At 68.3% G+C, this 23187-nt stretch carries 22 protein-coding genes; 10 read left to right on the top strand and 12 right to left on the bottom strand.

Annotated features, from left to right (window positions below):
• Positions 1 to 126: 126 nt before the first annotated feature.
• Entirely contained in the window at positions 127 to 936 is an 810-nt protein-coding gene (locus J7D54_RS01005) for a hypothetical protein (RefSeq protein WP_182762916.1), read from the top strand.
• Positions 933 to 2051, top strand: coding sequence for a hypothetical protein (locus J7D54_RS01000; RefSeq protein WP_182762917.1), 1119 nt, complete (start codon positions 933 to 935; stop codon positions 2049 to 2051). Before J7D54_RS01005 ends, J7D54_RS01000 begins: the two co-directional genes overlap by 4 nt.
• Positions 2052 to 2083: 32 nt before the next feature.
• On the opposite strand, the gene J7D54_RS00995 is transcribed toward J7D54_RS01000, so the two are convergent.
• From J7D54_RS00995 to aat, 3 genes are read right to left on the bottom strand one after another with little or no spacing between them, the layout of a single operon-like run.
• Positions 2084 to 3268: an alpha-amylase family glycosyl hydrolase gene (locus tag J7D54_RS00995; RefSeq protein WP_182762919.1), complete on the bottom strand. Its 1185-nt coding sequence runs from the start codon at positions 3266 to 3268 to the stop codon at positions 2084 to 2086.
• Positions 3269 to 3275: 7 nt separating this feature from the next.
• Positions 3276 to 4139 (bottom strand): Fpg/Nei family DNA glycosylase, encoded by an 864-nt coding sequence (locus J7D54_RS00990; protein ID WP_182762921.1) that lies wholly within the window; start codon positions 4137 to 4139, stop codon positions 3276 to 3278.
• Entirely contained in the window at positions 4132 to 4878 is a 747-nt protein-coding gene (aat, locus tag J7D54_RS00985; RefSeq protein ID WP_182762923.1) for a leucyl/phenylalanyl-tRNA--protein transferase, read from the bottom strand. The genes J7D54_RS00990 and aat overlap by 8 nt, the downstream gene beginning before the upstream one ends.
• 132 nt (positions 4879 to 5010) lie before the next feature.
• Here aat and J7D54_RS00980 point away from each other — a divergent pair, with 132 nt between their 5' ends.
• Positions 5011 to 5691 (top strand): EcsC family protein, encoded by a 681-nt coding sequence (locus J7D54_RS00980; protein ID WP_083665571.1) that lies wholly within the window; start codon positions 5011 to 5013, stop codon positions 5689 to 5691.
• Here J7D54_RS00980 and alr read toward each other — a convergent pair.
• Positions 5688 to 6809, bottom strand: coding sequence for an alanine racemase (alr, locus tag J7D54_RS00975; RefSeq protein WP_182762925.1), 1122 nt, complete (start codon positions 6807 to 6809; stop codon positions 5688 to 5690). The two genes, J7D54_RS00980 and alr, sit on opposite strands and share 4 nt — an antisense overlap.
• Before the next feature lie 91 nt (positions 6810 to 6900).
• Here alr and J7D54_RS00970 point away from each other — a divergent pair, with 91 nt between their 5' ends.
• Positions 6901 to 7692 (top strand): DUF4282 domain-containing protein, encoded by a 792-nt coding sequence (locus J7D54_RS00970; RefSeq protein ID WP_182762927.1) that lies wholly within the window; start codon positions 6901 to 6903, stop codon positions 7690 to 7692.
• 66 nt (positions 7693 to 7758) lie between these two features.
• Here J7D54_RS00970 and J7D54_RS00965 read toward each other — a convergent pair whose 3' ends face one another.
• Genes J7D54_RS00965 through pdhA form a run of 3 tightly spaced genes read right to left on the bottom strand, consistent with a single transcriptional unit; the run spans position 7759 to position 11380 of the window.
• Complete coding sequence (locus J7D54_RS00965; protein WP_209455177.1) at positions 7759 to 9297, bottom strand: dihydrolipoamide acetyltransferase family protein; 1539 nt, start codon at positions 9295 to 9297, stop codon at positions 7759 to 7761.
• 17 nt (positions 9298 to 9314) lie between these two features.
• A complete protein-coding gene (locus J7D54_RS00960) occupies positions 9315 to 10292 on the bottom strand; it encodes an alpha-ketoacid dehydrogenase subunit beta (protein WP_076062458.1) in 978 nt (325 codons plus the stop codon).
• Positions 10289 to 11380, bottom strand: coding sequence for a pyruvate dehydrogenase (acetyl-transferring) E1 component subunit alpha (gene pdhA, locus J7D54_RS00955; RefSeq protein ID WP_370585832.1), 1092 nt, complete (start codon positions 11378 to 11380; stop codon positions 10289 to 10291). The genes J7D54_RS00960 and pdhA overlap by 4 nt, the downstream gene beginning before the upstream one ends.
• A gap of 274 nt (positions 11381 to 11654) precedes the next feature.
• Between pdhA and J7D54_RS00950 the strand changes: the two genes are divergently transcribed.
• Positions 11655 to 14060 carry a bifunctional UDP-sugar hydrolase/5'-nucleotidase gene (locus tag J7D54_RS00950; protein ID WP_182762929.1) on the top strand — a complete coding sequence of 802 codons (2406 nt, stop codon included), beginning with the start codon at positions 11655 to 11657 and terminating at the stop codon, positions 14058 to 14060.
• Between the two features lie 69 nt (positions 14061 to 14129).
• Here J7D54_RS00950 and argF read toward each other — a convergent pair whose 3' ends face one another.
• Together argF and J7D54_RS00940 are read right to left on the bottom strand one after the other, a co-directional pair.
• Positions 14130 to 15119, bottom strand: a complete 990-nt coding sequence (gene argF, locus J7D54_RS00945; protein ID WP_182762931.1) for an ornithine carbamoyltransferase — start codon at positions 15117 to 15119, stop codon at positions 14130 to 14132.
• Between the two features lie 109 nt (positions 15120 to 15228).
• On the bottom strand, positions 15229 to 15684 hold the full coding sequence (locus J7D54_RS00940; RefSeq protein WP_182762933.1) for a low molecular weight protein-tyrosine-phosphatase: 456 nt from the start codon (positions 15682 to 15684) through the stop codon (positions 15229 to 15231).
• A gap of 113 nt (positions 15685 to 15797) precedes the next feature.
• Between J7D54_RS00940 and J7D54_RS00935 the strand changes: the two genes are divergently transcribed.
• From J7D54_RS00935 to J7D54_RS00920, 4 genes are read left to right on the top strand one after another with little or no spacing between them, the layout of a single operon-like run.
• On the top strand, positions 15798 to 16484 hold the full coding sequence (locus J7D54_RS00935; protein WP_182762935.1) for a response regulator transcription factor: 687 nt from the start codon (positions 15798 to 15800) through the stop codon (positions 16482 to 16484).
• Between the two features lie 32 nt (positions 16485 to 16516).
• Positions 16517 to 17899 carry a cell wall metabolism sensor histidine kinase WalK gene (locus J7D54_RS00930; protein WP_182763350.1) on the top strand — a complete coding sequence of 461 codons (1383 nt, stop codon included), beginning with the start codon at positions 16517 to 16519 and terminating at the stop codon, positions 17897 to 17899.
• Positions 17896 to 18570 carry an AzlC family ABC transporter permease gene (locus J7D54_RS00925; RefSeq protein WP_209455176.1) on the top strand — a complete coding sequence of 225 codons (675 nt, stop codon included), beginning with the start codon at positions 17896 to 17898 and terminating at the stop codon, positions 18568 to 18570. Before J7D54_RS00930 ends, J7D54_RS00925 begins: the two co-directional genes overlap by 4 nt.
• On the top strand, positions 18567 to 18875 hold the full coding sequence (locus J7D54_RS00920) for an AzlD domain-containing protein (RefSeq protein WP_076062443.1): 309 nt from the start codon (positions 18567 to 18569) through the stop codon (positions 18873 to 18875). Before J7D54_RS00925 ends, J7D54_RS00920 begins: the two co-directional genes overlap by 4 nt.
• Before the next feature lie 17 nt (positions 18876 to 18892).
• Here J7D54_RS00920 and J7D54_RS00915 read toward each other — a convergent pair whose 3' ends face one another.
• Positions 18893 to 20788: a hypothetical protein gene (locus J7D54_RS00915; RefSeq protein WP_182762937.1), complete on the bottom strand. Its 1896-nt coding sequence runs from the start codon at positions 20786 to 20788 to the stop codon at positions 18893 to 18895.
• Between the two features lie 3 nt (positions 20789 to 20791).
• The gene (locus tag J7D54_RS00910; protein ID WP_182762938.1) at positions 20792 to 21280 is read right to left on the bottom strand and encodes a SigE family RNA polymerase sigma factor; all 489 of its coding nucleotides are present in this window, start codon (positions 21278 to 21280) and stop codon (positions 20792 to 20794) included.
• 83 nt (positions 21281 to 21363) lie between these two features.
• On the opposite strand from J7D54_RS00910, the gene J7D54_RS00905 reads away from it, so the two are divergent.
• A complete protein-coding gene (locus tag J7D54_RS00905) occupies positions 21364 to 21918 on the top strand; it encodes a 4'-phosphopantetheinyl transferase superfamily protein (protein ID WP_182762939.1) in 555 nt (184 codons plus the stop codon).
• On the opposite strand, the gene J7D54_RS00900 is transcribed toward J7D54_RS00905, so the two are convergent.
• On the bottom strand, positions 21890 to 23185 hold the full coding sequence (locus J7D54_RS00900) for a M1 family metallopeptidase (protein WP_182762940.1): 1296 nt from the start codon (positions 23183 to 23185) through the stop codon (positions 21890 to 21892). The two genes, J7D54_RS00905 and J7D54_RS00900, sit on opposite strands and share 29 nt — an antisense overlap.
• Positions 23186 to 23187 lie beyond the last annotated feature (2 nt).

The following is a 23187-nucleotide window of genomic DNA, read 5'->3' as shown; positions in this document are numbered from 1 at the left end:
CAATTCGACCGGAAACATGAACAAGTCTCAACGACACACCATAAGCGTGGCTACGCAAAACTTGTGGGGCCCGGATTAAGCCCACCCCTGAGTAGGCTCAAAACAATGGGATGATACGTTCGCCGCATGAGGAAATTGATCGCCGTTGCGTTGTTCGCTGTCGTGTCTCTGGCACCATCGATTGCCCTGGCGGACGACTCCACAGACTCCAAACTCCAGGAAGTCCTGCGCGTCAACCCTGGACTTGCCAGAGAGGATCTGGAAAGCCGAATTCAGGAGATGGAACGGACGACCGGACGTACTCGGTCCTCCATCGTAGAAGACCTATATACGGACTCTGCCTCGGCCCGGGACCTCGCCGGTGCGGAGAGCCTGACCGAGGCTTCGGCACCGGACATTGGGCCGATGAGTAGCGGCGACAGCCTGGCCGGTGACGATCCCGGCACCGTTTGGGTAAAGCTCGGCTGTTCAGCACCCGGACTCTACACTTATTCCTATGCTAAAAACATTGTCCGGCATGGGCACAACACACTGTTCGTGGAGCAATGCGCAGCGGTTCACATGGTGGGGCGTAAGGACAAAATTGGAATTCGGAGAATCGACCAAAGCTATAGCCGACTTAAGCACCACCCACAGTACGGGATTGCGCATGTTCGCCGAGTGATCGGACAGTCCACCAACATGGCTGAACGTGCGGCCACCTTCGGTACAACCATGCTCAGCCGCAACCCTAGCTATAACGACAACTTCGCGTTCAACAAGTGCGTCTGGTGCTCAAGTCACAACTGCTCATCGCTGGTGTGGGCGGCCTGGATGTACGCTTCTACGGATAACGTTGATCTCGACGGAAACAAGAGCACGAATATGGGCGTATATCCGGTCGACCTTGTCAACACTCCGTTGAGCGCCGTGAATCGCTACCTGGAACGCGCGTGATCCCCTTCGTCAGCCGCCGGTCCCTCCTTGGTGGGATCGGGGTGTGCATCGTGTCCGGGTGCCACAGCGACGATGTCGTTTCACCCGATGACTTCGCCACCAGCAGTCCAGTGTCCGAACCGTCGGCTATCCCAGGGCCGGGGTATGCCCTCCTCTTCACAAACATGGGGGCGGGTGAATCTGTGGACGGAAAGAGCGGAGCCGTTCTCATCACAGACCCGCAAGGGACATCCGTCACCAACGTCTCGTTTACCCCTGAAGAGCAGTCAACTATTACCTCCAGTGGCACCGAGCTCGTCTGGCTGGGACATGATCGCATATGGCGCTGGGGCCATTCGCTAGAGAGTTGGCCTGCACCATTCGAATATGGGGCAACGCAGGCAGTCGAGGTGCACGATGAGCGCGTATTACTGTCGATCAACGGGTACCAGACAGATGATGCCTATCGATGGGCATTCGCGATCGTTGATGGCGCCGGGGCGCGGACGTGGGAGGTTCCGAGAGTGGTCACGGAAGGTGTGGCCTGGGTGGAGAACAGGGTCTACGGATTCGCCGGGACGGACATCGCCGAGTCCTCCAGCACACTAACCGAGTTAGGACCAGATCCCTCCCTCGCAACTTTTGGACCGACAGTGCCTAACGACGCCCTCTGGGGGGTGACTGGATGGGATAACAACGTTGTTGCCCTCACCGCGAATGAGAAGGGCGCAGCCCAACTTGTGATATTGAGCCCGAGCACTCAGGCGGTGCGGAGCGTTGGACTCTCGGGGCTCTCACAAACCGCAGTTCGGTCTTGGGCCACGGGATCGCGTGGGCCTGATGGGCTAGTAACGATTGGGGGCCTGCTCTACTGGATCAGTGACGACCATCTCTGGGAGGTGGACCCTGTCGACGGCATCGTCAGTGAACTTCGTCCCCTGACGACCACCGCTCGCTGGCTGCTTGATGCTACAGGGCTCTACTCACTCCACTTCACAGACCTCCCGGACGGGCGTAGGAGTTGGTCAGTCTCCCACTTCGATCCAACGACAGGCGAAACCGTGGCGACTCTGGAGAACCTCATCATGAATGGCCCGAGGGACTTATGGCTCCAGAACGTGACTCGCGTTGGCTGACCTGGCGAGGAATGTGGGGGGTCGCTAGTTAGCTAGGCGAGGGCGACGATGTGGAGGTGTTCGCCCTCTCCGGTGACCCGGACGCCGGGCGTGGCCAGGTCGAGGTCGACGGTGAGCGCGCGACCCCCGTCGTACACGCGGTAGGTGAGGTGCTCGTTGGACTTGTCCAGCACCTCGACAGAGGCTGTGGCCAGCCACGGATGCCTGCGGCGCAGCGCCACGGCCGCGCGGTAGTGGTGCCAGACGTGGGCGCCCAGGCTGGAGAGCCCGGCGGGGGTTTCCGGCAGCGGCGGGCGGATCTCGTCGTCGCCGTGCCAGGTCTCGGTCTTCGTGCCCGTGAAACCCTGCTCGTCGCCGTAGTAGATGCTGGGCGCGCCGGGCAGGGTCATCAGCAGGTAGGGCACCACCGTCGTGGCCCTCGGCACGCGGGTGGCGATGCGGCTGACGTCGTGGTTGCCGAGGAACGTGTTGGGGAGGAAGCGCTCGGCGAAGACCGCGTGCCGTTCGATGGCGTGCGCCAACTCCCACCCGTTGACATCCGTGAGGGAGCTCCAGATCCCCTTCCACAGCTCGTACTGCGTGAGCGTGGTGAAGGTGGACTCCCCGATGAAGCCGAGGTAGTCGCCGTGGATGACCTCGCCGACGAAGACGGCATCCGGGAACTCCGCGCGGACCCGTTCGGCGGCCGCGCGCCAGAACGACGCGGGCACCGCATAGGCGACATCCAGTCGCCAGCCCGCAATGCCACGCCGCAGCCAGTGCAGCATGATGTCGACGACGAGGTCGAGCACTTCCGGGTTGCCGTGGTCCAGTTCGACGAGGGCGTCATGCCCCTCCCACCCCTTGGGCCGGTCGCCCTCCCACCTGACCAGCTCTGGGCGCTCGCCGACGAGGCGGTGCTCCCTGGCCACGTGGTTGAACACGCCGTCGAGGATGATGTGCATGCCCCGCGCGCGGGACTGCTCGACGAGGTGGTCGAAGTCGGCGTCGTCGCCGAGCCGGGCGTCGATCCGGTAGTGGTCCAGGGTGTCGTAGCCGTGCGACACGGACTGGAAGACCGGCCCGAGCAGCAGCCCGTTGCAGCCGAGTTCGACGGCGTAGTCCAGCCACGCGTCGAGCTTGCGGAGTCTGGGCGCGGGCGCCCCGTGCTCCGTGCGGATGGGGGCGCCGGTGGCGCCGAGGGGATAGACGTGCCACCAGATGGCGTGTTCGAGCATTGGGCTCCTACTTCAGTAGCCGCGACATACGTCGATCGGCCAGGGGTTTGCCGCCTGTTTGGCAGCCGGGACAGTACTGCAGGGACGAGTCTGCGAAGGAGATCTCCGCGATGGTGCTGCCGCAGACGTCACACGCCTCGCCGGTGCGTCCGTGGACGCGCATGCCGGCGCGTTTGGCGTCCTTGAGTTCGGCGATGGGGGTGCCGACAGCAGAGGCGAGCGCCTCCCGGAGCACCTCGTGGACGTGGGCGAAGAGGTCGTCGGCCTCCTCGGGTGACAGGGAGTTGGCGGCCTTGAACGGGCTCAGTTTCGCGGCGTGCAGGATTTCGTCGGAGTACGCGTTGCCGATGCCGGCCAGCACCTTCTGGTCGCGCAGCACGCCCTTCAACTGGGAGCGGCCGGCGCGGGTGAGCACCGCGCGGAAGTCCTCCGACGTGAACTCGGGCGCGAGCGGATCCGGGCCCAGCGCGGCGATGCCGGGCACCTCAGCCGGGTCCTCCACCACGTAGATGGCCAGTCCCTTCTGCGTGCCGGCCTCCGTGATGCTGAAGCCGGACCCGTCGTCCAGCACCATCCGCAGCGCGAGCCCGGACTTGCCACGACGGGCGGGGACGGTGGGGGCCACGTCGTGCCAGGTGAGCCAGCCGGCTCGGGCCAGGTGGAAGATGAGGTGGATGCCCTGGGCGTCGATGTCGACGAACTTGCCGTGCCGCGTCACCCCGGTGACCTCGAGGCCGGCCAGCGCGTCGAGGCCGATGCGGAAGGTCTTCAGCGCGGAGAAGCTCACGAGGTGGCCCTCGGTGATGATGCGTTCCCGCAGTTTCTCGTCGAGCGCGGCGGCCAGGGCCGCCACCTCTGGTAGTTCAGGCACGACGCTCCCCTCTCAGTTGCAGTGCCGCCCGTGCGCCGTCGTCGAAGGCGCGGAGCAGGTCTTCGCCGGCGACGGGGCCCAGGTTGTCCCATTCGAGGCTGGGATAGGCCATGGCGGGTGCGAGCTTGCGCAGGTAGTCGTTGCGGGGGATCTCGTAGGCCCCCAGTGAGCCGAGGTGCTCGGTGAGCCACTGTACGTCGAGGATCCCGACCCCGACGGCGCGCAGCTGGGTAACCAGGCGGATCAGGGCCACCTTCGAAGCGTCCCGGCCCCGCACGGGGTCGTGGAACATCGACTCCCCCGCGAACATCCCGCCCACGTGCACGCCGTAGAGGCCGCCGACGAGGGCGCCGTCGTCGGTCCACACCTCCACGGTGTGCACCCATCCGGCGTCGAACAGTTCGCGGTAGGCGGTGCTGATGCGGCTGTCGATCCAGCCGTGCGGCCGCGACGGGTCCGCGCACCGGGCGAGCACCGCGTCGGGGTCCGAATCCACCGTGGTGACGTACCGCTTGGCGTTCTTCCGCAGGGAGCGAGTGACGTGCAGGCCCTGCACCGGCAGGATGCCGCGGCGCATCGGCGACCACCAGCCCATTTCCTCGTCGCCGGTGCCCAACGGCATGGGAAAGACGCCGCAGCGGTAGGCCTCCAGCGCCAGGGCAGCACTGAACTCCTCGGACCAGCCGATGAGATCCTGGCTCGGCCACTCTTCCGGCCGGCCGAACGTGACGCCCAACATCACTCCAGTCTTGCAGGTGCCGGTCCGGATTGCGCCCCCTCCGGTGCACCCCCGGTTCGTCCCTGGTTCGTCCGGCGGGCTCTCGACTCGGCTTGGCACGCGTGGCAAGCTGAATGCCATAAGGAGGCCTCCATGATGCAACCAAGCGATGCCGTGGCCGTGGCTGAGGGCCTGACCGCCGATGTCTTCCACCAACTGCTCGACCTCGCCATCCGGGGCAAGGGGAAACTGCCCGGTGCCAAGCACTCCGCCAAGCAGACCCTCCTGAGGCAGGGCGACTCCGAGGCGGCGATCCGCAGCCTCGTCAACACCCACATCGCCATGGCCGGCGGCCAGGGGTTCGCCACCAACTGGGGCGGCTTCTTCGTGTCGCTGGTGACCATCCCGGCCAACATCGCGGCGGCCTCGTTCCTGCAGGCGCGGCTCGTGGCGGCCATCGCGCACCTGCGCGGCTACGAACTCGACGACCCCCGGGTGCGCACCGCCATCCTGATGGTCATGCTGGGCCCCGGCGGGAACGCAGACCTGCTGGAGAAGGGCATCATCCCGTCCTCCCCCGCCACGGTGGCCACCGCCCCCGTCTTCGACGCGAAACTCGACAACCAGATATCCAAGGCCCTCCTGGACCGCGCCATGAACCAGATGACCGGCAAGCGCCTGGGCGTCTGGGTGGGCAAGCGCATCCCGCTGGTGGGCGGTGGCGTCGGTGCCGCGGTCGATGGGTGGTCCACGCGCACGATCGCCATGCACGCCCTCACCGAACTCCCCAGCCGGCGCCGGAAGCTCAGCGGCGGCATCGTCGAAACGGGTTAGCCGAAGTACTCCCTGGGCACGCGCGCCGCGATCAGGCACGTCACCTCATAGGTGATGGTGTCCATGAGTTCGGCGACCTCCTCGACGCCCAGCCGCTCGGTGCCGCTGGTGCCCATGAGCACCACCTCGTCGCCGACGCGCACGGAGGGGTCCTCCGGGCCCAGGTCGAGCATCGTCTGGTCCATGCACACCCGCCCCACGACCGGGTAGGAACGACCGTCGATGAGCATCCGTCCGCGGGAGGACAGGAGGCGCGAGTAGCCGTCTCCGTACCCGACGGCGACGGTGGCGATCCACGTGTCGCGCGGCGCCGTCCACGTGCGGCCGTACCCCACCGATTCCCCGGCAGCGACACGCTTGACGAAGTTCACCCGGGAGACCCAGGTGCCCACGTCGCGCAGCTCGCGGCTGGGCGGAGTCTCGACGTCCGGGTACGAGCCGTAGATCATGATGCCGGGCCGCACCATCGTGGTGCGGCCGAGGTCGTGCCCGAGCACCGCCCCCGAGTTCGCCGCGTGCACCCACTCGACGGGAGCCACCGCCCCCTCGATCTGGGCGACCACCTCGTCGAAGAGGGCCAGTTCTGAGCGGGTGAAGTCGTCACCCGCGGACACGTCGCTGACGGGCAGGTGCGTGAAGACGCCGCCCAGGTGCAGGCTCCCGGAATCCGCGATACGGCGCGCCAGCTCGACGGCGTCCCGGGGCTCGGCGCCAACCCTGCGCATGCCGGTGTCGATCTTGAGGTGCACGTCTGCCACCAGCCCGCCGGCCTTGGCGGCCGCGGCCGCCTCGTCGATGCCTTCAACCGTGCCCACGGACAGGGTGACGGCGGCGCGCAGCGCGGCCGGCAGCTCGTCGGCGAAGGTGGGGGTGAACTTCAGGATGGGCAGCGTCACACCGGCCGCCCGGAGTTCCTCGGCCTCCGCCGTGAGGGCCACGCCCAGCCACTCCGCCGAGCCGCGCTCCTGGATGCTGCGCGCCACCGGCACCAGTCCGTGTCCGTAGGCGTTGGCCTTGACCGCGGCGAGGATGGCGCGGTCGCCGCTCAGCTCGCGCACGGTGGCCAGGTTTGCGTGGATCGCGTCGAGGTCGACCCGGAATGTGGTGGGAGACGCCATGGGTCAACTATTGCGCACGCCGGTGACGGCGCGCGCACGGGCACGGTCGGCGTCCGCGACCATGGTCCGGGAGCGTGGCAGACTTCATTGCATGTCTAACCAACAGTGGAACACCGGCCAGGGCGGCGACTACCCGCCCCAGAAGCCGGAAGGTGGCGCAGCAGAACAGCCCACCACCCAGCACGACTGGGCGCAGCAGCAGGCTGACTGGACACAGCAGGGCCAGACCTCGGCCACCGAGTGGGGGCAGCCTCAGCAGCCCGCCGCCGGGCAGGACTGGCAGCAGGCCCAGCCGCAGCAAGGCGCGGGAGACTGGCACCAGGCCCAACCGCAGCCCAGCGCGGGAGACTGGCACCAGGCCCAGCCGCAGCAGCAGACCGTCCCGGACTGGAACCAGCAGGAGTGGAACCAGCAGCAGGAGTGGAACCAGCAGCAGGCCTGGCAGCAGCAGCAGACCCAGCAGCAGAACTGGGACCAGCAGGCCCAGCAGAACTGGGACCAGCAGCAGGGTAACTACCCCGCCGGCACCGGCTACACCGGCCAGTGGCAGGGTGGGCCGGCGCCCGTCCCCGCCGAGAAGAAGCCCAGCCCGTTCGATTTCGGGTTCAAGCGCGCGTCGCTGCCCGGCTCCGCCGGACTGATCTTCCTGGTGGGCACCATCGGCATCGCCGTGTGGTGGCTGTTCCAGCTGATCGAATCCTTCAGCTACGTCGTTGAGTACCCGCTGGACCTCTTCATCACCCTCTTCGGCACGGCCGGCCTGGCGGTGTTCGGCATCATGATGCTGCGCGCCGTGCTCGAGGTCGGCGTCGCGGCCACCGGCCTGCTGACCAGGCAGGACACCACGGAAGCCGCCCCGGCGGAGGACACCCCCCTGGTCTGAGTGCCAGCACAGAGAAGGGGCGGAAGCGTTACGCTTCCGCCCCTTCTGCGTACCCGCTGCCAGGTGTCAGTAGAGCAGCGCCAGGGCCGGTTCGGCGAGGATCGACGCCACGTCGTGCAGGAACCGCGAGCCCTGCTCACCGTCGATGATCCGGTGGTCGAAGGCGACGGCCAGGGTGGTGACCCACCGCGGCTCCACGCGCTCGTTGTGGCCCTCGCCCACCACCCACGGGCGGCGCTGGATGGCCCCCATGCAGAAGATGGCCGATTCGTTGCCGTTGATGATGGGCGTGCCCGCGTCGATGCCGAAGACGCCGACGTTGGTGATGGTGAAGGTGCCGCGGGCGTAGTCGCCGGGCTGCAGCTTGCCCTCGCGGGAGACCTGCACCAGCTGGTTGATGGCCTGGCACAGCTGCAGCAGGCCCAGCCGCTGCGCACCCTTGATGTTGGGCACCATCAGCCCGCGCGGCGTAGCCGCGGCGATACCGAGGTTCACGTCGGCGTGGTAGACGATCTCGTGGGTGTCGGCGTCCCAGCTCGTGTTGAGGTCCGGGTTGCGGCCGAGCGCCAGGCAGATCGCCTTCGCGTAGACCAACAGCGGCGACACCCTCAGCCCGGCGAACTCGCGCCGCTCCTTGAGCGTCTCGACGAAATCCATCATGCCGGTGACGTCGACGGTGATCCATTCGGTGACGTGCACCTTGGTGCTGACCGAGCGGACCATGTTCTCCGCCGTCACCTTGCGCACGCCCTTGATGGGTACGCGTCGCTCCGAGCGGCCCTGGAACGGGTCGAAGCCGCCGAGCCCCTCCGTCGGCCCGAAGCCGCCCCCGTTGGCGGTGTGCGAGTCGCGGGGTGTGCCCTGGAAGCTGGCCTGGTCGTTGATGATCCGGCCCTGCCTGGGCTGTTCGTCGAGGAAACTGAATGCGGCGGCGGCCTCGACGTCGCGTCGGGTCACGGTGCCGTCGGGGCCGGTGCCCACCACGGTGCTCAGGTCCACGCCCAGGTCCTTGGCGTACTTGCGCACCGGCGGCTTGGCCTTGGAGTCGCCTGGGTCCGACGCCAGCACCAGGGTGGATTCCGACGGGGCGGTGCCCGGCGTGGGCAACGGATCGCCGGTGGCCTGCGCGTGCACCGCCTCGGCCGGGTGCACCTCGTCGGGGCGACGGCCGGGCTCGTGCTGGCCGTAGGCAGCCGAGAGGGCCTCGCTGGTCTGGTTGACCTCGGAGGGGCTGCTCTGGTGGCGACGACGACGGCGCGTCGACGGAGTGTCGGAGGCGCCGTATCCCACCAGGTTGGGGCCCGGTGCCTCGTCGGCGTCGTCGGCATCGTCCTGCGGCGGGATGGCGGGCGTGGCCTCAGCGGGGGCGCCGTCCTCGATCTCAACGACCGGGGTGCCGATGTCCACCGTGGTGCCCTCTGCGACGAGCAGCGCGGTGACGGTGCCCGCGTAGGGGGACGGCAGCTCGACGAGCGACTTGGCGGTCTCGATCTCGACGAGGACGTCGTTGACCTCGATCACGTCACCGACGGCGACGCGCCACGCGACGATCTCGGCCTCGAGCAGGCCCTCGCCCGGATCGGGAAGCAGGTACTGGCGCAACATGGGATGCTCCTTCGGGCTCAGAATGCGAGGGACTGGTCGACGGCGTCGAGGATGCGGTCCACGGACGGGAGGAACTCCTCCTCCACCCGCGACGGCGGGTAGGGCGTGTCGTAGCCGGTCACCCGCAGTACAGGCGATTCCATCACGTAGAACAGGTCCTGGTGGAGGCGGGCTGCGATCTCCGCGCCGAGGCCCAGGCTCAGCGGGGCCTCGTGCACCACGATGGCGCGCTTGGTGCGACGCACCGACGACATGATCGTGACCCAGTCGACGGGGCTGAGGCTGCGCAGGTCCACCACCTCGAGTGAGGTGCCCTCCTCCGCGGCGACGGCGGCCGCGTCGAGGCAGGTCTTCACCATGGGGCCGTAGCAGAGCAGCGTCGCGTCGGTGCCGTAGCGGGTGATGGAGGCCTGGTGCATCGGCTCCGGGCGCGACGCGAAGTTGACCACGCTCTTGGTGTGGTAGCGGCGCTTCGGTTCGAAGAAGACCACCGGGTCGTCGGACTGGATGGCCTGCTGGATCATCCAGTAGGCGTCGTTCGAGTTCGAACAGGTGACCACCTTGAGGCCCGGGGTGTGCGCGAAGTACGCCTCGGGCGATTCCGAGTGGTGCTCGATGGCGCCCACCCCGCCGCCGTAGGGCATCCGGATCACCATCGGCATGCGGGTCTGGCCGCCCGTGCGGGCGTGGAGCCTGGCCACCTGGGTGACGATCTGGGCGAACGCGGGGAACACGAACCCCTCGAACTGCATCTCGACGACGGGGCGGTAGCCGCGCATCGCCAGGCCCACGGCGGTGCCGACGATGCCGGATTCGGCGAGCGGGGAGTCGATCACCCGGTTCTCACCGAACTCGGCCTGCAGGTTCTCCGTGATGCGGAACACGCCGCCGAGCTTGCCGATGTCCTCGCCAGCGAGCAGCACCTTCGGGTCTGCCTGGAGGGCCCGTCGAAGGCCCCGGTTGAGGGCCTTCGCCATGGTGAGTGTCTCGGTCATGCGTCCTCCCCGGCGGCGACGTAGTTGTGGTACTCGCGGCGCTGCGCCTCGAGCGCGACGGAGGGTTCCGCGTAGACGTTGGCGAACACGCTGTCCATGGTCACCGACTCGAACGTGTTGATGCTGGCCCGGAGGTCGACGCCGAACTGCCTGGCCTCGTCGTCCATCTGCGCGAACCACTCGTCGTCGATGGCGCCCTCGTTGCGCAGGTAGGTGGTGAGGCGCGAGATGGGGTCGCGGCCCTTCCACTCCTCCTCCTCCGCGCCCGTGCGGTACTTCGTCGGGTCGTCGGAGGTGGTGTGGGCGCCCATGCGGTAGGTGAACGCCTCGATGAAGGTGGGGCCCTCGCCGTTGCGGGCGCGCTCCAGGGCCCAGTCCGTGACGGCCTTCACGGCGAGCACGTCGTTGCCGTCCACCTGCACGCCGGGGAAGCCGAAGCCGCGGGCGCGTTCGTACAGCGGGATGCGGCTCTGCAGCGCGATGGGCTCGGAGATGGCCCACTGGTTGTTCTGGCAGAAGAAGACCACCGGCGCGTTGTAGGACGCGGCGAAGACGTAGGCCTCGTTGACGTCGCCCTGGCTGGAGGCACCGTCGCCGTGGTAGGCGATGACGGCGGCCGGCTCGTCGGCGTCCGGGCCGACCGCGCCGTCGAACTGCAGGCCCATCGCGTAGCCGGTGGCGTGCAGCGTCTGGCAGCCGATGACGATCTGGTAGTTGCGGAACTTCTCGAGGTTGTCCCAGTTACCGTGGTCCGTGCCGCGGAACAGGCGCAGGAAGTTGGTCATCGGTACGCCGAGCACCATCGCGACGGCGTGCTCGCGGTAGCTGGGGAACACCACGTCGGCGGGGCGCACCGCATGGGCTGAGCCCACCTGCGCGGCCTCCTGGCCGAGGAGGGGCGGCCACATGCCCAGTTCGCCGTGGCGCTGGAGGGCGGTGGCCTCGGCGTCGAAGCGCCTGGCGAGGATCATGTCGCGGAGGTAGCCGACGAGGTCGTCGATGCTCCCGCTGAATTCGAAGTCGTCATTGTGGACCCGTTGCCCGTCGGGGGTGAGCAACTGCACCATGTCGTGGCTCTGACCGCGCACGCGGCCTCCTTCCGGTCTCAACCTACGTAACCGTAACTTACGCAAGCGTAGCTTAGGGGTTCCACCTTCCCCCGTTGCCCCCAGCTCCACAGCTTGCCCATATCTGTTGTGGGAACCTCACAACAACCCCTTCCCTGCCCCGTACGGGTGACTTTGTGGTGAAGTGAACGTTAACAATCGGTAACGGGCTTGACCTTCCTGTGACAAGGCTCAAGAGTGACAACTAGCCACCCGGGGGGGGTGGCGGTCTTAATGCCCACAGCATCGGAGAGACATGACCAACACCTTCACACGAGCGACTGCGTCGTTCGCCGCCACCGCGTTGGTGGCGAGCGGGCTCGCATTCGCCACCTCCACACCCGCGAACGCCGCCATCAGCGCGTGTGTAGCGGCGAACGACACCGTCACACTGCTTGGATTCAATGACCTGCACGGCCGCATTCTCACCAGCGGCGACGGCTCGGCACGCAGGCCCTACACGGGAATCATGCCGTTGGCAACCACTATCGAGCGCATCCGTGCCACCGAGGGGGCGGACAACGTCGCCGTCCTCTCCGTGGGAGACAACATCGGCGCCAGCATCTTCGAATCGATGGTCACCGAGGACGAAGTGACCCTCGAGGCCCTCAATTCGCTCGGCCTCGAGGCATCCGCCGTCGGCAACCATGAACTGGACCGCGGCTGGACCGACCTGTCCGATCGGGTCAGCGAAATCGCAGACTTCCCCTATCTCGCCGCTAACGTCGAATACAACGGGGAGGCCCCGCTGCCGATCGAGGACTACACGATCGTGACCAAGGCTGGCCTTGACATCGCCATCGTCGGTGCCGTCACGAAGGCCACGCCGGGGCTGGTGTCCCCCGACGGCATCGCAGGCCTGACCTTTTCTGACGAGGCCACCGCTGTGAACCGCGTCACGGACGAACTGCTCGACGGCGAGTCGGCCAACGGAGAGGCCGACATCGTCGTGGCAGCTATCCATGAGGGCGCCACCGACGCAATGCTGGAGGCTCTGGACGAGCGGATCGCCGCTGTCTTCACCGGTCACACGCACGCTACGTACATCCAGCACCTGCCCAGCGGCGCCCCCGTCGTCCAGGCAGGTTCGTACGGCGCGAAACTGGCAGAGGTGACGCTCGCGGTCGACACCGTTAGCGGCGGCCTCTGCGGCGCAGAGGCAACCATCAACGAGGGCCTCGACGCGGTCGACCTCACCAACGGCGTAGTGGCGGAGATCAACACACTCGTGCAGGCCGCGCGGGACGAAGCGGATGTCGTCGGACAGGTGGTCATAGGTGCGGCCGAAGACGCCATCTCCACGCCCACCGGAAACTCGGACGTGCGCAACACCGAGTCGCCCATGACCAACATGGTCGCCCAGATGTTCTTTGAGGTGGTGGGCGACGGGGATGCCGACAACGTCATCGGCATCCAGAACCCCGGTGGCACGCGCGATTCGTTCGACGCAGGCGACATCACCTACCGCGAGGCGGCCCAGACGCTGCCCTTCGCGAACTCGCTGTTCACCATCCAACTCACGGGTGCCCAGTTCAAGCAGGTCCTTGAGGAGCAGTGGCAGCGCGGCGCCGACGGCATCGAGTTCGAGCCGCCGACGGAGGGCTTCGATCGTTCGATCCTCCGCGTGGGTCTCTCCGACAATGTCGGCTACACCTACGACTCATCGCTGCCCCTTGACCAGCGGGTGACGTCGGTGTCCATCAACGGGGAGCCGCTGGACGCCGATAAGCTCTACACGCTCGTCTCCGGCGAGTTCCTGATTGGTGGCGGCGACCAGTTCTACACCTTCGGTGAAGGCGTAAACAAGGCAGACGCGGGCCGCGCTGACCTTGAGGCCTGGGTCAGCTGGGTCAACGATCAGGAAGTGTTGGCCCCCGACTACTCAAAGCGCGGCGTCGAGTCCGCGTTGCCGTCTACCCATGTCCTGGTTGAGGGTGGCGCAGGTCTGACGTTCACATTCAGTGCCCTCGACATGGAACTGGGCGAGGGTGACAAGGTCTCTCCCCCTCTGGCCAACACCGAGATCGTCGCCTTCATCGGCGACGTCGAGGTGGGCTCGGGAACCGTCACCGACGGCGTGGCCACCATCACGGTCACGCTCCCCGTCGGCACCGAGGCTCCGGCCGGTGCGCAGGTCCTCACGTTCGTCGTGCTCGACTCCGGGACGATCATCGATTTCCCGGTCACGGTGGAACTGAAGGCGAAGCCTGAACCGACGCCGACGCCGGCCCCCGAGTTCAAGCGGACCGCTCCGTACACCCTCGCCGGTGAGCACAACATCAACGGTCGCCAGTGGCGCACCACCTGCGAGCCCTACTCGCAGACCGAGCGTTGCCGCACGGAGATCTGGGCCAGCACCATCAAGATCGTCGACGGCAAGTTCGTGCAGACCAACGGTTGGGCCTTCAACAACCTGACCTACCTGCCCGCGAAGCGCTCCCTCTGGGGCGACAACCCGCTGGCCAACACAGGCTCGTGGACCGCCGCCGACGGCCGCCAGTGGAAGACCGAGTGCGGCACCGCCGCCACCGGTCGCGACGGTTGCCGCTCGTACGCCATGGCGACCGTCTACAAGGCCGTCGCCGGCGAGAAGAGCGGTTACGTCTTCTCGCAGAGCAACGAATGGGTGTTCAACAACATCGTGATGTTCGCCAAGAACTGATCGGTTGAAACCGGCAAGGGCCGGGCTTCCCCAGTGGAAGCCCGGCCCTTTGCCGTGCCGTGGCGTCGGTCAGCCCGCGAGCGTGGCGACCAGGACGGCCTTGATGGTGTGCATGCGGTTCTCGGCCTGGTCGAAGACGACGCTGGCCGGCGACTCGAACACCTCGTCGGTCACCTCGACGCCCGTGAGGCCGAACTGGCTGAAGAGGTCCTGACCCACCGTCGTGTTGAGGTCGTGGAACGCGGGGAGGCAGTGCATGAACTTCGCGCCGGGCCCGGCCTTGGCCATGAGGTCGGCGTTGATCTGGTAGCCGCGCAGCAGGTCGATGCGCTCGGCCCAGACCTCCTTGGGTTCACCGAGCGAGACCCACACGTCGGTGTAGAGGAAGTCGCAGCCCTCGACGGCGTCCGTGTCGTCGGTGATCGTGATGCGCGCCCCGCTGGCCTCCGCGAGGCGGCGCGCCTCGGCGACCACCCCGTCGGCGTTCTGCTGCTGCGTCGGGGCGATCATCCGCACGTCCATGCCCATGAGGGCGCCGCTGATCAGGAGCGAGTTGCCGACGTTGTTGCGCGCGTCGCCGAGGAAGGCGAACGAGATCTCGTTGAGGGGCCTCCCGGCGTGCTCCATCATGGTGAGCTGGTCGGCGAGCATCTGCGTGGGGTGCCAGTCGTCGGTGAGTCCGTTGTAGACCGGCACACCGGCGTGCTCCGCCAGGGTCTCGACGACGGCCTGGCCGGAGCCCCGGTACTCGATGCCGTCGTACCAGCGGCCCAGGACGCGGGCGGTGTCGGCGGCCGACTCCTTGTGGCCGATCTGGGACCCGGAGGGATCGAGGTAGGTGGTGGTGCCGCCCTGGTCCGCCATCGCCACCTCGAAGGCGCAGCGCGTGCGGGTGGAGGTCTTCTCGAACAGCAGCGCGACCTGCTTGCCCACCAGGCGTTGCTCCTCGCGGCGCTCACGACGGGCGGCCTTCAGCTCGCCGGAGAGCTCCAGGAGGGAGCGCCACTCGTCGGCGGTGAAATCGAGTTCCTTGAGGAAGGAGCGGCCGAGCAGGCTCATGGTGTCGCCTTTCGCTGAGTTCGGAAGCTCACAGAATATGCCCGGCGCGGCCATCGCCCGGCGATGTCGGCCATCGATGGAATGGACCAGCGTGGCAGTGGCGCGCCAGCTAGGCGCGCAGCGCCGCCTCGAGGATGCCGGGCATCGCGGCCTCGATGTCGGTGAGCGTGACGTAGAAGCCCTCCTTGTCGCCGTACCAGGGGTCGATGAGCGGCTCGCCCTGGGGCTTGGCGGGGTTGAGGTCGTTCAGCAGGACGACGTTCGCCGTCGGGACGAGACGACGGAGCCGCTCCACCTGGAAGGGCTCCACGGCGACGAACAGGGTGTCGCCGGTGAGGTCCTCGGCCCGGATGGTCCGGGCGCGGTGGCCGGCCGGGTCGTAGCCGTGCTCGGCCAGCACGGCGACGGCGCGGCGGTCGATGCCGTTGCCCGCCTCCTCCGTTGACAGGCCGAAGCTCTCCACCTCGATGTCGAGCCCCTGCTCGTCGATCATGCGACGCGCAACGCGCTCCGCCATGGGAGAGCGGCAGATGTTGCCCCAACAGACGAAAACCAACCTGGACATGGGCCTCAGCGTAGCCAGACGACCACCTGGCGGGCGCGTGTCGCCGGTGCGTGGTTGAATCAGAGACGCAGGTAGGATGACATCTCGTCCGGCGAAGATGACAGGGTGGGGCTATGCAGATCTTGGTGGTTGACGACGATCAGGCCGTCCGTGATTCCCTGGCACGTTCCCTGACCTACTCCGGTGACGAGGTGCAGACGGCCGCTGACGGCGTCGAAGCCCTCGCGAGGCTCGTGAACTGGCAGCCCGACGCGATCATCATGGACGTCATGATGCCCCGGCTCGACGGGCTGGAAACCACCCGCATGCTGCGACAGGGCGGCAACGACATCCCCATCCTCATCCTGACGGCGCGCGACGCCGTGGGCGACCGCGTCGACGGCCTGGACGCCGGCGCCGACGACTACATGGTCAAGCCCTTCGCGCTCGACGAGCTCCTCGCCCGCCTCCGGGCGCTCACCCGGCGCTCGAAGCCCGCCACCGAAGCTGAATCAAAGGTCCTGACGTTCCAGGACGTCACGCTCGACACGCAGCACCGGGAGGTGACGCGCGACGGACAGAACATCTCGCTGACGCGCACCGAGTTCGCGCTGCTGCAGGTGTTCATGGAGAACCCCCGCCGGGTGATGGAGCGCAACACGCTGCTCAACGAGGTCTGGGGCTTCGAGTTCCCAACGACGGCGAACTCGCTCGAGGTGTATATCGGCTACCTGCGCCGTAAGACTGAGGCCGGCGGCAGGTCGCGCCTCATTCACACGGTGCGCGGGATCGGTTACGTCCTCCGTGAAACGCCCCCGTGATCTGGAGTTGGTGGATCCGTCTCCGACGCGGGATCGGTCGTCTCGTCAGCGGCCAGTCGCTCCAGTGGCGCCTGGCGCTGCTGACCGCCGTGTGCGTGGCCGCGTCGGTGCTCGTGGTGGGCGGCGCCTCCTTCGTCACCACCCGGTGGTCCCTGCTGGAACAGCTTGACGAGGAACTCGTGCAGGTGGCGCAGAACGCCTCCAGCACGGTGTCGCTCGACGTGGCGACCCTGGGCGGCCTGTCGCCCGATTCACTCGGTTCCTCCGGCGGCCTGCTGGGCGTGGTCTCCGCGAGGGGCACGATCAGCCAGGTGTCGGGCCAGCGCGAGACGCTGTACGCAGGCCCGGAGGAGATCGCGATCGCGCGCCTGAACTCCGGTTCGTCAGCGCGCAGCGTCGACTTCGAGGGGCAGACCTACCGCATGGTGTCGGTGCCGATGCGAGTGGAGGGCGAGTATTACGCCGTCATGTACGCGCGCCCGCTGACGGCCCTCCAGGCCACGCTCGGCTCGCTGTGGGTGGTGCAGTTCGTCGCCGGCATGCTCGGCATCCTGACCACCACCGCCGCCGCGCTGTGGGCCGCCCGCGCGGTGTTGGCGCCGGTGCGCAGGCTCTCGCGGGCGGTGAAGTCCGTCACCCAGACCGATCAGCTCAACCCCATCCGCATCTACGGACGCGACGACCTGGGCGAACTCACCACATCCTTCAACACCATGCTGCGCTCGCTGCAGCAGTCGCGGGAGCAGCAGCGGCAGCTGATCGCGGACGCCGGCCACGAGCTGCGCACGCCCCTCACGTCGATGCGCACCAACGTCGAGCTGCTCCTGGCCGACGACAACACCGGCATGTTGCCAGAAGGCGCCCGCTCCGAGGTGCTCGGCGACGTGGCCGCCCAGCTGGGCGAGTTCTCCGCCCTCGTCGGCGACCTCGTCGCGCTCACCCGCGACGACCACCTGCAGCGACACCACGAGCTACTGGACATGGCAGAGGTCACGGAGTCCGCGCTCGCGCGGGCGGCGCGACGGGGCCCCAACCTGCACTTCGACGTCGCGCTCGAATCCACCCCCGTGATGGGCGACGCCTCCACCCTGGAGCGCGCCATCACGAACCTGCTCGACAACGCCGTGAAGTTCTCCCCCTCGGAGGCCACCATCCGGGTGTTCCTGATGGACGGCACGCTGACGATCATCGACCAGGGGCCGGGCATCGAGGAAGAGGACCTGCCCAACATCTTCGACCGGTTCTACCGCTCGGACAAGGCGCGCAACACCCCCGGCACCGGCCTGGGCCTGTCCATCGTGGCCCACACCGTTGAGGCCCACGGCGGCACGGTGAAGGCCAGCAACGATCCCGACGGCGGCGCGCGCTTCACCATGCGCCTGCCCGTCGTCGAGTTGAGCGAGCAGTACGAGTGAAGGCCCTGACTCCCGCGCAGAAGCGCGGGCTGTCCGTTGGGCTGGCCACCGGGCTGTACGGCATCTCCTTCGGCGCCCTGGCGGTGGTCGCCGGCCTGTCGGTGTGGCAGGCCTGCGCGCTGAGCCTGCTGATGTTCACCGGTGGCTCCCAGTTCGCCTTCATCGGGGTGCTCGGCGGCGGCGGCTCGCTCGGCGCGGCCACCACCGCGGCGTCGCTGGTGGGGGTCCGCAACGCGGTCTACGGCGTGACGGCCAATGCGATGCTGCGCCCGCACGGCTGGCGGAAGGTTGCCGCGGCCCAGGTGACCATCGACGAGTCCATCGCGGTGGCGTCGGGCACCGAGGACAGCGACGAGGAGCGGCGCGGCTTCTGGGCCGCGGGCCTCGGGGTGTTCGTGCTGTGGAACCTCTTCACGCTCCTGGGCGCGCTGGCAGGTAACGCCTTGGGCGACCCCAAGGTGTGGGGCCTCGACGGAGCCGCCGTCGCCGCGTTCCTCGGCCTCCTGTGGCCCCGGCTGAAGGGCCGCGACCCCATCGTGATCGCGGTGCTGGCCGCCGTGGTGACCGTCACGGTGGCACCCGTGGTTCCCGGGGGTATTCCGATCATCCTCGCCGCAGTGGTGGCCATCGTGGTGACGGTGCTGCAGACCAGGAGGGTCAACGCGCAATGAGCCTGTGGATCTGGATTCTGGTGGCCTGCCTGATCGCGTTCGGCACGAAGTTCGTGGGCTACCTCGTGCCCGAGCGGTGGTTGGAGAACCCGTGGGTGCTGCCGCTCAGCCACGGCGTCACCGTCGGGCTGTTGGCCAGCCTGGTGGCCGCGAACACGTTCGTCACGGGCCAGGAGGTGCGGCTCGACGCGCGGGTCGTGGCCCTACTGGCGGCCGCCGTCGCGCTGCGGCTGAAGGCCCCGTACCTGGTGGTGGTGGTCGTCGGCGCCGTCGCGGCGGGTGTCGCCCGCCTGCTGGGGGGTTAGCAGGCGGGCGACGCGGGTCAGCCGTCGGTGCGCATGGTGGCGAGAACCTCGAGGAGCTGGGCGCGCTCCGCCTCGGTCGGCGTCCAGACGCCCTGCTCGCCGGTGACCTCATTGATGAACGTCACCGCTGCGGCGTTCGGCCCCACGTTGCCGCTGAGCGGGTCACCGAACTGGTTCAGCATGATGAGCACCGGGAGCCCCGTGGGCCAGCCCGCGTGGCTGGGCTGGAGCGGGTCGAGCGGTGCCAGTTGGCTCTGCCCCATGGCCAACACCAGCTCGGGCGGCAACGCCACCTCGCGGGGCGCCACGTCCAAGCCCTCTGTGCCCTCGGGGAGGCCGCACGCCACGCCCCTGGTCAGCTCGGCCCGCTGCACGGGCAGCACCGAATCCAGCCGCGGCGCGTAGCCGTTCTCGTCGTAGGGCGAGCAGAGGGCCACCTCGTCGGTGAAGGGCTGCGGCGTGGCCTCGCGCTGCGCCTGCCACAGGGTCAGGACGTCGTCGACCAGTTGGCCCCCACCCTCGCGGGTGCCCGCCACGAACTGGCAGTTGACGGTCTCCATGGCGATGACGCGACGCTCGCCGTCGGCGTAGTCGAGCACCACGTGGTACGTGGGGCCGCCCACCTCTGTGCAGGCGTCGGCAGTCGAGACCGGCAGCCCGTTGATCGCCTCAACGATCCGGTCGGGCTGCGTCGTCAGCGGCTCGACGGGGCCAACGCCGCCGAAGCCCCGGGGGTCGCCGCAGAACCAGGCCCGCTGCACGCCGCCGGGCAGGATGTCGGTGGGTGCGAGCGTGTCGGGCGACAGGACGCCGCCCACGACGTCGGCGCACACCTGCGGTAGTAAACCCTCCAGGGGCTCCTCGGGGAGGGGCGCGGAGGTGGGGTCGACGGTGGGCTGGGCGGTTGGCGCCGGCAGCTGGGCGAGGAAGTCGTCGATGCGCTGGCGCAGCGCTTCCGGCATGGTCCAGGTGCGGTAGGCGGAGTCGTGGTGCCACGCCAACCCGTCGCCCCACCGGAGGAGGGCGACGGGGTCGCCGGCGGCGGTCAGCAGCACGAACTCCGGGGCGCCGAAGATCAGCGGCTGCCGACCGTCGGAGGTTAAGTCAGTCGCGACGGAGGCGAGCATGTCGTCGGTGATGTCTGCGGGCAGCTCCACCGGCTTGCCGTCGACGCAGGCCAACGCGCGGGTCAGGCGTGCCGGGTCCACCTCGGACCACAGCGACTGGGTCGTCCCGGTGCACGAGACGTCGATGCCGTCCCACGTTGTGGCCTTGTCGTCGCGCTGGGCGGCCCAGAGCTTCTCGAGCGTAGCGAGGTACGCGTCGCCACCCTCGCGGAACCCGCCCGTGTAGTCGACGGCGTCCACCAGTTCGCCGCAGCCACCCATGCGCACACCCCTGAGGGTGCCGTCGGGATACTCGGCCACCGCGGTGAACGGCAGATGGAAGCCGCCCATGCAGTCGAGGACACCCTCGGAGCGCGCCAGGGCGTTGAAGCTGTCCAGCGCCTCGGCCACGCGCTCACCCTCGAGGGGTTCACTGGCGCCGACGAAGGCGATCGGGTAGCTGTCGCTCGCGGGGGCGCCGCACAGCCAGAGGCGGGCCGCGTCGGCCGGGAGGTCGCCGTCGACGAGCGGTTCGGCGCCGGTCATTCCACAGGCCTCCGGGATCCATGGCGCGGCGGGCTCGGGCGGCGCGGTGGTGGGGGCGGGCGAGGCGACGATGTCGCGGGGGTCGCCCGACAGCTGCGTCACCAGCGGGACGGCGAGAGCCGTCACGGCCACCACCGCCGCCGCTGCGACGGCGACGCGGCGGGTGCGCGCCTTGCGGCGGGCGCCGTCGGCCCATCCCTTCGCGTTGGGGCGGGGCGGTAGCGAGCGGCGCATCGCGTCGGAGAGTTCGTTCTCGTTCATGTCTCAGTCCTTCAGGTGCGGCGACCGGCGCAGGGCGGCGAGGCCGCGCGAGGCGTGGGAGGTGACGGTGCCCTCGGGGAGACGCAGCACTTCGGCCACCTGACGGATGGGCAGGTCGTCGAAGTAGCGCAGCACGAGCACCGTTCGTTGGAGGCGCGGGAGGTTCGCCAGGGCGCGATGCAGATCCGGGTCGGCGATCTCGTCGGGCGCACCCCGTTCGGGAGCCTCCTCGGTGGGCAGTTCGGAGCGCCAACTCCGCCGTCGCCACCATGACACGAACGTGCGGTACATGGTGGTGCGGACGTAGCTCTCGAAGTGGCGGTTGCTATCGAAGGTGGCATAGCGCTGGTAGGTCTTCGACAGCGCAGTCTGCACGAGGTCCTCGGCGTGCTGGTGGTCACCGGTCAGCAGCCAGGCAGACCAGTAGAGCTCGCCAGCACGTTGCTCGACGTACTGATCGAATCCCGCCGTCGCGGACTCGAACCGGGTCATCACTGCCTCCATGTCCATCTATACGCCACAGGCCCACGGTTTCCATGCAGCCAGTGATGAATCGGCTCCCGTAGGCTGCGCGCATGTCCCTGACCGTCGGCGAGACCACCATCCGGGTCGCTCACGGGGATGGCGATGCCCACGACCTGCTCATCAAGGCGGTGGCGGAGGCCCGTCGCCTCGATCCGGCCGATCTTCGCGTGAGCCACCGGTGCCAGCAGTGCGGGAGTACCGCCCACGGCGTTCCCACCCTGACCCTTCACGGCGACACCCTTCCGCTCGCCGTCAGCCTCTCCAGGGCCGACGGTGTGGTACTCGTCGCCTTCGGCCGCGCCGCTGCGCTCGGGGTGGACATCGAGGTAGCTGACGCGGCCGCGGACCCGGCGTTGGACCGCGTGCTGCGCCACCGCATCGAAGCCCCCTACCCGGATGCCGCGGCCCGCACGGCTGCCTGGGTGCGGAAGGAAGCCGCGCTCAAGGCCTGGGGCTGCGGGCTCCGCGTGGAGCCGTCCGCCGTCCAGGATCTGGGTCAGGCAGCCGTCGCCCCTGGACGGCCGCCCGTGACCCTGACCGACCTGCCGGTCGAGGGCTACCAGGCTGCGCTGGCCGTCATTGCGGGGCCGGCAACTTCTTGCTGAACAGCCAGGCGTCGAAGAGCGCGGTCAGCTTCTGCTGGGCCACCTCTTCCGCCAGGGCGATGAAATCGTCCGTCGACACGACGCCGAACCGGTGTCGCACGTTCCACTGCCTCAACACGGTGAAGAACCGCTCCTCCCCCATCTCCGTCCGGAGGGCGTGCAGGGTGAGGGCGCCGCGCTTGTAGATCCAGTCGTCGAACATGCGCGCCGGCCCCGGGTCCACGAGCGGGCCGGGCACCGCCAGGGCCGCCAACCGCCGCCAGTGCTCCTGGGCGTGCGACGCCGCGTGCCGCCCGCCGGAGGCCTCGGACCACAGCCATTCGGCGTAGCAGGCGAAACCCTCGTGCAGCCAGATGTCGCTCCAGTTGCCGACGGTGACGCTGTTGCCGAACCACTGGTGCGCCAACTCGTGGGCGACGAGCCGCTCATTGGCCCAGCCGGCAGCCGCGTGATTGGCGCCGAAGATGCTCATGCCCTGCGCCTCGAGGGGGATCTCGAGCGCGTCCTCGGTGACCACGGCCCGGTACCCGCCGAACGGATAGGGACCGAACATCTCCTCGAACACCGTGACCATCTCGCCCTGCCGCTCGAAGGCGCTGCCCACGCCCACGTTGACGAGGGGCGGATGCACGATCTCCACGGGCACGCTCGCCCCGGACGCGACGGGCCGCGACACCCCGACGCCGATGTGCAGCGCCGCGAGGTAGGTGGGCATCGGCTCCGGCTGGTGGAAGACCCACTGGTGCTGACCGCCGCGCGCGACGTGCTCGACCACGGTGCCGTTACCGGAGGCCCAGTACGACCCGGCGTACTTCACGGCCACCCGGTAGCTGGCCTTGTTCGTCGGCCGATCGTTGCACGGGAACCACGACGGCGCCCCGTACGGCTGCGACGACACCAGGATGCCGTCGGTCAGTTCCTCCCAGCCCGCGCCGCCGAACAGGCCGGGCACCGGCTTGGGTTTGCCCGAGTACTTAACCGAGACGGCGAACGGGCTCCCCGCCTTCACGGGCTTGGCCAGCTTCACCGTCAGCCGCGCGCCCTTGTGCGTCACCTTGGCCGGGGCGGCACCGTCGACCAGCACCTTGTCGGCCTTGAGCGAGTGGAGATCGAGCTGCACGTCCGTGAGGTCGGCCAGCGCCACACACGTCAGTTCGGCCTTCGCCGTGAGGCGGTTGGTGGTCACGTTGCAGGCGAGGTCCAGGCTGTAGTGGGTGACGTCGAAACGCTCATCCCCGTGCCCGAATGCGTAATCGGCGGGTTTCATCG

It is taken from the genome of Tessaracoccus sp. MC1865, assembly GCF_017815535.1.
Classification (GTDB): Bacteria; Actinomycetota; Actinomycetes; order Propionibacteriales; family Propionibacteriaceae; genus Arachnia.
The sequence above is the reverse complement of the archived record's forward strand: the minus strand, read 5'-3'. Positions and strand labels throughout refer to the sequence as shown.

Bases quoted from the DNA above. Each gene is read 5' to 3' on its own strand.
- J7D54_RS01005 (WP_182762916.1), top strand. From the start codon at position 127: ATGAGGAAATTGATCGCCGTTGCGTTGTTCGCTGTCGTGTCTCTGGCA.
- J7D54_RS00995 (WP_182762919.1), bottom strand. From the start codon at position 3,268: ATGCTCGAACACGCCATCTGGTGGCACGTCTATCCCCTCGGCGCCACC.
- aat (WP_182762923.1), bottom strand. From the start codon at position 4,878: ATGTTGGGCGTCACGTTCGGCCGGCCGGAAGAGTGGCCGAGCCAGGAT.
- J7D54_RS00980 (WP_083665571.1), top strand. From the start codon at position 5,011: ATGATGCAACCAAGCGATGCCGTGGCCGTGGCTGAGGGCCTGACCGCC.
- alr (WP_182762925.1), bottom strand. From the start codon at position 6,809: ATGGCGTCTCCCACCACATTCCGGGTCGACCTCGACGCGATCCACGCA.
- J7D54_RS00970 (WP_182762927.1), top strand. From the start codon at position 6,901: ATGTCTAACCAACAGTGGAACACCGGCCAGGGCGGCGACTACCCGCCC.
- J7D54_RS00965 (WP_209455177.1), bottom strand. From the start codon at position 9,297: ATGTTGCGCCAGTACCTGCTTCCCGATCCGGGCGAGGGCCTGCTCGAG.
- J7D54_RS00960 (WP_076062458.1), bottom strand. From the start codon at position 10,292: ATGACCGAGACACTCACCATGGCGAAGGCCCTCAACCGGGGCCTTCGA.
- J7D54_RS00950 (WP_182762929.1), top strand. From the start codon at position 11,655: ATGACCAACACCTTCACACGAGCGACTGCGTCGTTCGCCGCCACCGCG.
- argF (WP_182762931.1), bottom strand. From the start codon at position 15,119: ATGAGCCTGCTCGGCCGCTCCTTCCTCAAGGAACTCGATTTCACCGCC.
- J7D54_RS00940 (WP_182762933.1), bottom strand. From the start codon at position 15,684: ATGTCCAGGTTGGTTTTCGTCTGTTGGGGCAACATCTGCCGCTCTCCC.
- J7D54_RS00935 (WP_182762935.1), top strand. From the start codon at position 15,798: ATGCAGATCTTGGTGGTTGACGACGATCAGGCCGTCCGTGATTCCCTG.
- J7D54_RS00920 (WP_076062443.1), top strand. From the start codon at position 18,567: ATGAGCCTGTGGATCTGGATTCTGGTGGCCTGCCTGATCGCGTTCGGC.
- J7D54_RS00915 (WP_182762937.1), bottom strand. From the start codon at position 20,788: ATGAACGAGAACGAACTCTCCGACGCGATGCGCCGCTCGCTACCGCCC.
- J7D54_RS00910 (WP_182762938.1), bottom strand. From the start codon at position 21,280: ATGACCCGGTTCGAGTCCGCGACGGCGGGATTCGATCAGTACGTCGAG.
- J7D54_RS00905 (WP_182762939.1), top strand. From the start codon at position 21,364: ATGTCCCTGACCGTCGGCGAGACCACCATCCGGGTCGCTCACGGGGAT.
- J7D54_RS00900 (WP_182762940.1), bottom strand. From the start codon at position 23,185: ATGAAACCCGCCGATTACGCATTCGGGCACGGGGATGAGCGTTTCGAC.